14 protein-coding genes are annotated in these 7235 nt (G+C 39.0%); 13 read left to right on the top strand and 1 reads right to left on the bottom strand.

What is annotated here, in order from left to right; genetic code table 11:
* The 3 genes from A9G42_RS14515 to A9G42_RS12225 all read left to right on the top strand — a co-directional run.
* Positions 1-1535, top strand: a 1535-nt coding sequence (locus A9G42_RS14515; protein WP_218837816.1) for an RHS repeat-associated core domain-containing protein, incomplete at its 5' end; no start/stop codon positions are given.
* 9 nt (positions 1536-1544) lie between these two features.
* A complete protein-coding gene (locus A9G42_RS12230) occupies positions 1545-1952 on the top strand; it encodes an NTF2 fold immunity protein (protein WP_065653336.1) in 408 nt (135 codons plus the stop codon).
* Between the two features lie 128 nt (positions 1953-2080).
* Positions 2081-2287, top strand: a complete 207-nt coding sequence (locus A9G42_RS12225; RefSeq protein ID WP_065653335.1) for a hypothetical protein — start codon at positions 2081-2083, stop codon at positions 2285-2287.
* A 2-nt stretch (positions 2288-2289) separates the two neighbouring features.
* Here the strand turns inward: A9G42_RS12225 and A9G42_RS13995 are convergent, their stop codons facing one another.
* The gene (locus A9G42_RS13995) at positions 2290-2427 is read right to left on the bottom strand and encodes a hypothetical protein (protein WP_179854643.1); all 138 of its coding nucleotides are present in this window, start codon (positions 2425-2427) and stop codon (positions 2290-2292) included.
* Positions 2428-2498: 71 nt separating this feature from the next.
* Here A9G42_RS13995 and A9G42_RS14510 point away from each other — a divergent pair, with 71 nt between their 5' ends.
* The 10 genes from A9G42_RS14510 to A9G42_RS12180 form a co-directional block, all read left to right on the top strand.
* The gene (locus A9G42_RS14510; RefSeq protein ID WP_065653563.1) at positions 2499-3614 is read left to right on the top strand and encodes an RHS repeat-associated core domain-containing protein; all 1116 of its coding nucleotides are present in this window, start codon (positions 2499-2501) and stop codon (positions 3612-3614) included.
* A gap of 14 nt (positions 3615-3628) precedes the next feature.
* The gene (locus tag A9G42_RS12215; protein ID WP_065653562.1) at positions 3629-4039 is read left to right on the top strand and encodes an Imm50 family immunity protein; all 411 of its coding nucleotides are present in this window, start codon (positions 3629-3631) and stop codon (positions 4037-4039) included.
* A gap of 4 nt (positions 4040-4043) precedes the next feature.
* On the top strand, positions 4044-4442 hold the full coding sequence (locus A9G42_RS12210; protein WP_065653561.1) for an Imm50 family immunity protein: 399 nt from the start codon (positions 4044-4046) through the stop codon (positions 4440-4442).
* Between the two features lie 70 nt (positions 4443-4512).
* A complete protein-coding gene (locus A9G42_RS14505) occupies positions 4513-4806 on the top strand; it encodes an RHS domain-containing protein (protein WP_065653560.1) in 294 nt (97 codons plus the stop codon).
* 118 nt (positions 4807-4924) lie between these two features.
* Positions 4925-5329: a hypothetical protein gene (locus A9G42_RS14410; protein ID WP_257006429.1), complete on the top strand. Its 405-nt coding sequence runs from the start codon at positions 4925-4927 to the stop codon at positions 5327-5329.
* Positions 5330-5341: 12 nt separating this feature from the next.
* On the top strand, positions 5342-5656 hold the full coding sequence (locus tag A9G42_RS12195; RefSeq protein ID WP_065653559.1) for a hypothetical protein: 315 nt from the start codon (positions 5342-5344) through the stop codon (positions 5654-5656).
* Between the two features lie 115 nt (positions 5657-5771).
* Positions 5772-5918, top strand: a complete 147-nt coding sequence (locus A9G42_RS13445; protein WP_218837815.1) for a hypothetical protein — start codon at positions 5772-5774, stop codon at positions 5916-5918.
* An 11-nt stretch (positions 5919-5929) separates the two neighbouring features.
* Positions 5930-6244, top strand: coding sequence for a hypothetical protein (locus A9G42_RS12190; protein ID WP_065653558.1), 315 nt, complete (start codon positions 5930-5932; stop codon positions 6242-6244).
* 212 nt (positions 6245-6456) lie between these two features.
* Entirely contained in the window at positions 6457-6714 is a 258-nt protein-coding gene (locus A9G42_RS12185; RefSeq protein ID WP_082212193.1) for a transposase, read from the top strand.
* Positions 6714-7235, top strand: a 522-nt coding sequence (locus tag A9G42_RS12180; RefSeq protein ID WP_143426169.1) for an IS3 family transposase, incomplete at its 3' end; no start/stop codon positions are given. The genes A9G42_RS12185 and A9G42_RS12180, both read left to right, overlap by 1 nt.

Below are 7235 nucleotides of genomic sequence, written 5' to 3'. Positions count from 1 at the left end.
ATAGCCGTGGTCGATTGCTTAATCAAAAAGTCAGGGTCAAAGACAGCCTGAATAAACCGATTGAACGTCATTACCAATATAATATTGCCGGTGAGCTCACCCAAATGACCGACAACTACAAAGGGGTAAAAACCTTTACCCACGACTTAAAAAGCCGACTCAGTAGCGCTAGCCACCAACCTTATAGCCAAGGGCAGTTACCGGATGAGCTGAGCTATAAAGGCTATCATGAGCACTTTTATTTCGACGGGGCCGATAACTTACTGGGCAGTGAAAAGCCACTTGATGAATTAAAACACGCATCATCTACTGCCAAAACCCATGGCACCCCCAAAGCACCCTGCCCCCACAGCAACAAGCTCAAGGCTAACCGCTTATTGATTCAAGGTGACCGGCATTATCAGTACGACCAATACGGCAATGTGATTCGAGAGTTACGCGGTAAACGGCAACATACTGAACACCAATTTAAATGGAATGGGCAACATCAGCTTATTGAATTTAAAAAAATCCGCCACTACTGGGACGAAAACGACAAAGACTTTCATCAAACGGTAGAAACCGTACACTGTTATGAGTATGACGCCTTTGGTCGCCGAATCAGCAAAACCGACATGCAAACGGGCGATAAAACGCTGTTCTTTTGGCAAGGTGAAAACCTCATTACGGAATGCCACGCCGATGATGCGGACTTTAGTGTAGAGGTAATCCGCAATGAACACACCAAGGCCCAAGACTACCGCTGCATCAGTTACATTTACGAGCCGGGCAGCACCGGCTTTAGACCGATGGCGCAGTTAGTCGGTCGTGGACGGGGTGGGCAAATCTACTACTACCTCAACGACCAACTCGGCACCCCGCAAGAGCTCATAACGGCGAATGGTGACATTGTCTGGAGTGGTGTTTACAAATCCTATGGCAACCTCGCCATAGAATACCGCACCGTACCACAAAATCTGCGCTTTCAAGGGCAGTATTTTGACGAGGAGTCAGGGTTACATTATAATCGCTACCGATACTACGACCCGTACACCGCCCGCTACATCAGCCAAGACCCTATCGGACTGGCTGGCGGTGAAAATGCTTATAGCTATGTTCCTGACCCACTGGCTTGGATTGACCCGTTGGGGCTCGAAGGATTATGTCCAGATATAGAATATGGTGCAAATGGTGAAATACTTTCCGCAAAAGTTGGAGTCAGACCAGAAGATTTAGGTACTGGGACTGGTACGAATAAATCTTCTCGAGAGCACGCTCGTTCTTTAGGTTATAGTAGTGATGATGCCGGTCATATTTTAGGTAGAATATTGGGCGGTAGTGGCGGTAAAGGGAATGTATTCCCTCAATTACCCGCTGTTAATCGAGGAAAATATCGAGAATTTGAAAAAAATGTCAAAGACTATATTAAAGAGCATGGAGCTGTAGATATTGAATGGGATTTTATTTATGGTAATGGGGGGACAAGACCAACTCAAATAAAATATACAGTTTTAAAAGATGGGAAAAAGGTTTTATATGAAGTTTTTAACAATTAGGTGAATTAAATGAATATTGAAAACGCAAAAAATACCTTAAAAGAGTTTATTATTGCTATGAATCATTGGGAATTACACTGTCATTCAATAATGGACAATAATTTATTAGGTGAGTTTCGTTCACAAATAGTTAATGAATTAAATACTATATTTGATAAGTTTTGCACAAAGAAAGAACGAAAATATGGTCGGCAAGCCGCATTGTCGTATAGAAATCCACCCGAATATTCACCAGATGAAGAGATAATAAAAATAGAAGAATTAAAGGGCAATAAAGTTACTATTTATACCCAACAACATACAGGGTTTAAATCACGCTACCGTTATACTTTACATTATAAAAATAATGAGTGGCGAGTAGATAAAAAAGAGAGGTTTAGCATTGGTGATGATAAATGGATAAAATATTCATTATAACCACTAAGCGTAATTAAACACCTTAACGGTATTTAAGTTACCGAGGTGATGAAGTCAGCCAAATCGACCTAAACGGTCAAACACTATCAACCCACCGCTGGCAGGAAGGCAATGAAATTGCCCGTAGCATGGGGCGATTTGGCGAACTCAATTGTCATCAGCAATTTGATAGCCGTGGTCGATTGCTTAATCAAAAAGTCAGGGTCAAAGACAGCCTGAATAAACCGATTGAACGTCATTACCAATATAATATTGCCGGTGAGCTCACCCAAATGACCGACAACTACAAAGGGGGTAAAAACCTTTACCCACGACTTAAAAAGCCGACTCAGTAGCGCTAGCCACCAACCTTATAGCCAAGGGCAATTACCGGATGAGCTAAGTTATAAAGGCTATCATGAGCACTTTTATTTTGACGGAGCCGATAACTTACTGGGCAGTGAAAAGCCACTTGATGAATTAAAACACGCATCATCTACTGCCAAAACCCATGGCACCCCCAAAGCACCCTGCCCCCACAGCAACAAGCTCAAGGCTAACCGCTTATTGATTCAAGGTGACCGGCATTATCAGTACGACCAATACGGCAATGTGATTCGAGAGTTACGCGGTAAACGGCAACATACTGAACACCAATTTAAATGGAATGGGCAACATCAGCTTATTGAATTTAAAAAAATTCGCCACTACTGGGATGAAAACGACAAAGACTTCCATCAAACGGTAGAAACCGTACACTGTTATGAGTATGACGCCTTTGGTCGCCGAATCAGCAAAACCAACATGCAAACGGGCGATAAAACGCTGTTCTTTTGGCAAGGTGAAAACCTTATTACGGAATGCCATGCCGATGATGCGGACTTTAGTGTAGAGGTAATCCGCAATGAACACACCAAAGCCCAAGACTACCGCTGCATCAGTTACATTTACGAGCCGGGCAGCACCGGCTTTAGGCCGATGGCGCAGTTAGTCGGTCGTGGACGGGGTGGGCAAATCTACTACTACCTCAACGACCAACTCGGCACCCCGCAAGAGCTCATAACGGCGAATGGCGACATTGTCTGGAGTGGTGTTTACAAATCCTATGGCAACCTCGCCATAGAATACCGCACCGTACCACAAAACCTGCGCTTTCAAGGGCAGTATTTTGACGAGGAGTCAGGGCTGCACTATAATCGCTACCGCTATTACGACCCGTACACCGCCCGCTACATCAGCCAAGACCCTATCGGACTGGCTGGTGGTGAAAATGCCTATAGCTACGTTCCTGACCCACTGGCTTGGATTGACCCGTTGGGGTTAAAAGAAGTTAATAGCTTATATCCTTGTGACAAAATTTTTGCGTCGAGGAAAGAGGCTTTTAGAGCAGCTAAAAAAGATGCAGGAATTCCAATGAATCAGAGTCCAACCAAGGTTGGAAAAGTGTATTTATTAGATAAGAATCAAAATAAAATATTCGATCCAATAACAAAGAAACCTATTATGAGTAGGGAATATCATTTTACTAGATCTGATGGTAAACATATAATTATTCAGGAACATTCTCTTGGTCATGATTTTGGCGGAATAGGGGATCAGGGACCACATTTTAATCTTAGAGAATTAACCAGAGATGGAGTAATTCAATTAAAAGGAGCTTTAGAGCATTATTCTTTTAAATAAAAAGGAAAATAAACATGTATTGGACAGATTTACCTGGTGATGAAAAACTTAAAATTATTTTTTCAAATCCACCAGAAATAAATAAAATAAAATTATTAAATTTAGTTATTGAAAGGGATAAGAATTTTTTCCGTGTAAATTGTTATCATGTACCAGATGACAACAATACTTTGTTATCCCCAGATTCTATCATTGATTTTAATTATTGTTTTTTTAGTATTGAATGCCGTGACTTATCGGTTTTAAATATTTCAATGAGAAAATGGACACAGGGAATGTTAGCTAAAATAGATTTTAAGCTTGAAAAAGATAGAAATGAAATAAAAATTTTAGCTGATTCATATCATGTAAATATTATATGCTCTGAAATTTTTCTAGAAAATATATTAGCATTAAGAGACTCTCAACAAATTGAAAGGGTATAGAGTTATGTATTGGACTGATTTACCTAATTTTAGTCAAAAACTGATGGAAATAGTTTTTTCCAAACCACCAAAGATAGACAAGATTAACAATATTAAAATAACAATAGAATCAGAAGAGGAAAGAATAATATTTCATTTTGATCTTGTCGATTGTTTACCCGATAATCCTCCGCAAAAATGGGTAAATCGAAAATTTAACCGCAGCCAGATACGATTATCCTGTATTAAAGTATTTGATTTTGATATATCTTCTAATTTTATCGAAAGCAGTAAACCCGTTGCAATCAATTTTGACTTAACCGAAGGTAATAACCGATTAAAAATTATGGATGATACATTCCAAATTGAAATATCATGTGATTTTATCGGAATAGAAGAATTTAGTGTGTATTATCAAGAATAAACACACTAAATACTAGTACTACCGCTATATCAGTTACATTTACGAACCGGGCAGCACCGGCTTTAGACCGATGGCGCAGTTAGTCGGTCGTGGACGAGGTGGGCAAATCTACTACTACCTCAACGACCAGCTCGGCACCCCGCAAGAGCTCATAACCGCAAATGGTGACATTGTCTGGAGTGGTGTTTACAAATCCTATGGCAACCTCGCCATAGAATACCGCACCGTACCACAAAACCTGCGCTTTCAAGGGCAGTATTTTGACGAGGACAAATTTGTCTGGAACAAATTTGAACAATGCTTTAGCATTGGCCCTGCAAGGGTGAGTATCAGGATGATACGAATAATCTGGGTTACACTATAATCGCTACCGATACTACGACCCGTACACCGCCCGCTACATCAGCCAAGACCCAATAGGGCTGGCTGGTGGTGAAAATGCCTATAGCTACGTTCCCGACCCACTGGCTTGGATTGACCCGTTGGGATTGTCGGGGTTGTCGGATGAGTGTCCGGGAATTAATGGGAATAATCTTCCGCCTTTAACTGCAGAGCAGCAACAATTAATTAAAAATGCAGAAAATATTTCAACGGCAAAGGCTGGTAAGCAAGTAACAGTACCGCGCGATTTGAATGAACAAATTTTTTGGCGACAAGTAGAAAAAAAACCTGCTAATGGTCAAATATTATCAGGAATGAATAACGATCCTCGCTTTCCTGAATCGGCTGGATTCAAAAAAATGCAGGCTATCCATGAACTTCCTGATGGTTCAAACATCAATATTCATTATCAATATAATTCATATACAGGAAAAGCATATGATATGAAAATAACATCTGCCAAACCCAAATGGCCACAACCAGGTGTATCGTTTACAGACAAATAATAAGGTTATTTTATGAAAATTAAAAATTTAACTGGGACTATTATAGATGTATTTGCAATTTATTGGTTCGATGATAAAACTTATTTTTACGGACTGCCTAAAAATCACGGAGGATTTATTGCATATAGCCCTAATGAAGTATCAGTAATTGAACCTCACATTAATTTTAAAACAGTGTATTTTGAAAATAATGGAAAAGGTATTTTTCACTGGGCTTTAATTCAGGAATCTTTATTAGATGATTTAGTTGAACGAGACGAAGACGCATATAAACGCTTCCTTGAAATCATTAAATCAGAAAATTTAGTTAATCCTGAATTTTATTAGAAGATAATCAAATCCCTGCTTATTTTGTGGGGAGTAGAAAAAATCCAGCTTTGGGTGGAGAATTACCAGGAATGAATAAAGATCCTCGCTTTCCTGAATCGGCTGGATTCAAAAAATGCAGGCTATGCATAAACTTCCTGATGGTTCAAACATCAATATTCATTATCAATATAATTCATATACAGGAAAAGCATATGATATGAAAATAACATCAGTCAAACCCAAATGGCCACAACCAGGTGTATCGTTTATAGACAAATAAAAGGTTATATTATGAAAATTCAAGAATTAGATGGGACTATTATAGATGTATTTGCAATTTATTGGTTCAATGATAAAACTTATTTTTATGGACTTCCTAAAAATTACGGAGGATTTATTGCATATAGCTCTAATGAAGTATCAGTAATTGAACCTCACATTAATTTTAAGACAGTATATTTTGAAAATAATTCAAAAGGTATTTTTCACTGGGCTTTAATTCAGGAATCTTTATTAGATGATTTAGTTGAACGAGACGAAGACGCATATAAACGTTTCCTTGAAATCATTAAATCAGAAAATTTAGTTAATCCTGAATTTTATTAGAAGATAATCAAATCCCTGTTTATTTTGTGGGGATTACTTGGTATATCCACACTTTTTAGTACCTAAAAGATAAGGTCATAAATTCATTTATTGCCATACCCTACCCACTGGCTTGGATTAACTCATTGTGGGGTTGTTGTGTAACTATCCCTTAAAATAATACAGCAAAAAAGTAGAAAATTCTCTATGATAAAAGAAAAGGGGATTTAATTATGAAAAAAATGACTGAACATCAAATCGTAGCTATTTTAAAAGAAGCTGAAGCAGGTGTACCCGTTAAAGAGTTGTGCCGTACATATGGCATGGGTAATTCAACTTTCTATAAATGGCGAGAAAAATACAGCGGAATGGAAACGTCGGATATTAAACGCTTAAAGGAGCTGGAGGCTGAAAACCGCAAGCTTAAGCTGATGTTTGCCGAACTGAGCTTAAAATCTCAGCTTCAGGAAGAAATCATAAAAAAGCTTTAGTGCCCACAAAGGCACGTAAAACGTGGGCACAGCAACTACAACAAAATCATTTGGTTACTATTGCTATGAGTTGTGCCATTGTTGGCTTAAGCCGCTGTGCTTACTATTATCAACCTAAGTTACTGGATGATTCGGTGATTGTTTCGGTGTTGAATGCTATCACAGATAGGCATTTACGTTGGGGCTTTCCTAAATGTTTTCATCGTATCAGAAAGCTCGGCTATCAATGGAATCATAAACGGGTATATCGGGTGTATTGTGAATTAAAGCTTAATCTCAGGGTAAAGCGTAAAAAACGCATTCCTCCACGATGCCCAGAAAGGTTATTAGTCCCCAATAAACAAGGTGAATGTTGGTCAATGGATTTTATGAGTGACAGTAGTCGTAATCAACGTCGCTTTAGGACATTCAATGTCATCGATGACTTTAATCGTGAGGCGTTAGGTATTGATATTGCAGTAAGCTTACTCGCAGGAAGGATTACCCGTTACTTAGATAAACTGGCCGAATATCATGGGTAT

The organism is Gilliamella sp. Nev6-6, from assembly GCF_001690605.1.
Classification (GTDB): Bacteria; Pseudomonadota; Gammaproteobacteria; order Enterobacterales; family Orbaceae; genus Gilliamella; species Gilliamella apicola_C.
The sequence above is the reverse complement of the archived record's forward strand: the minus strand, read 5'-3'. Positions and strand labels throughout refer to the sequence as shown.

What these genes read in the sequence shown, in the direction of transcription:
- A9G42_RS12230 (WP_065653336.1), top strand. Translation starts at nt 1,545, where the DNA reads ATGAATATTGAAAACGCAAAAAATACCTTAAAAGAGTTTATTATTGCT.
- A9G42_RS12225 (WP_065653335.1), top strand. Translation starts at nt 2,081, where the DNA reads ATGGGGCGATTTGGCGAACTCAATTGTCATCAGCAATTTGATAGCCGT.
- A9G42_RS13995 (WP_179854643.1), bottom strand. Translation starts at nt 2,427, where the DNA reads ATGATGCGTGTTTTAATTCATCAAGTGGCTTTTCACTGCCCAGTAAGT.
- A9G42_RS12215 (WP_065653562.1), top strand. Translation starts at nt 3,629, where the DNA reads ATGTATTGGACAGATTTACCTGGTGATGAAAAACTTAAAATTATTTTT.
- A9G42_RS12210 (WP_065653561.1), top strand. Translation starts at nt 4,044, where the DNA reads ATGTATTGGACTGATTTACCTAATTTTAGTCAAAAACTGATGGAAATA.
- A9G42_RS14505 (WP_065653560.1), top strand. Translation starts at nt 4,513, where the DNA reads ATGGCGCAGTTAGTCGGTCGTGGACGAGGTGGGCAAATCTACTACTAC.
- A9G42_RS12195 (WP_065653559.1), top strand. Translation starts at nt 5,342, where the DNA reads ATGAAAATTAAAAATTTAACTGGGACTATTATAGATGTATTTGCAATT.
- A9G42_RS13445 (WP_218837815.1), top strand. Translation starts at nt 5,772, where the DNA reads ATGCAGGCTATGCATAAACTTCCTGATGGTTCAAACATCAATATTCAT.
- A9G42_RS12190 (WP_065653558.1), top strand. Translation starts at nt 5,930, where the DNA reads ATGAAAATTCAAGAATTAGATGGGACTATTATAGATGTATTTGCAATT.
- A9G42_RS12185 (WP_082212193.1), top strand. Translation starts at nt 6,457, where the DNA reads ATGAAAAAAATGACTGAACATCAAATCGTAGCTATTTTAAAAGAAGCT.